Origin of the sequence: Ideonella sp. B508-1, assembly GCF_000333615.1 — a bacterium.
Classification (GTDB): domain Bacteria; phylum Pseudomonadota; class Gammaproteobacteria; order Burkholderiales; family Burkholderiaceae_C; genus Ideonella.
This window is the reverse complement of record NZ_BADL01000566.1, coordinates 1-595: the sequence shown is the minus strand read 5'-3', so window position 1 is coordinate 595 and position 595 is coordinate 1. Positions and strand designations below refer to the sequence as shown.

Sequence of the window (595 nt, the reverse complement as noted above, 5' to 3'; positions counted from 1 at the left end):
CCGGGTGGACTTCACCGGCACCAGCACCCAGCAGCGCAACAAATTCAACGCGCCCAAGTCCATCACCATGGCCGCTGTGCTGTACGTCTTCCGCACGCTGGTGGACGACGCGATCCCGCTGAATGCCGGCTGCCTGAAACCCATCGAGGTCATCGTGCCCGAGGGCAGCCTGCTGAACCCGCGCTTTCCGGCGGCGGTGGTGGCTGGCAATGTCGAGACCTCGCAGTGCGTGACCAATGCGCTCTACGGCGCGCTGGGCGTGATGGCGGCCGGGCCGTGCACGATGAACAACTTCACCTTTGGCAACGACGAGCACCAGTACTATCGAGACCATCTCCGGTGGCTCTGGCGCAGGTCCAGGCTTTGACGGCACCAGCGTGGTTCAGACCCACATGACATGCTGCTGGCCGGCGCGGGCACCCTGGTGCTGCTGTTCGCCCTGGGCGCCTTCGAGGCCGGTCGGGCCGGGCTGGCCCGTGGTGTGGCCGCCGTGCTGGGCCTGTGGGCGGTGGCCGTGCTGGCCGGCGGCCTGTCCGGGGGTGACAGCCTGGTGCAGCCCCTGGCCCATCTGGCCCGGGCCGGTGGGGCGCCTGCC

General features: G+C 69.2%; 2 pseudogenes. Both read left to right on the top strand.

The features are described from left to right. Positions 1-398: pseudogene (locus I73_RS29850) on the top strand (hydantoinase B/oxoprolinase family protein); the annotation flags it as partial. Beyond that, positions 398-595 (top strand): annotated as a pseudogene (locus tag I73_RS33540) (thiol:disulfide interchange protein); the annotation flags it as partial. The pseudogenes I73_RS29850 and I73_RS33540, both read left to right, overlap by 1 nt.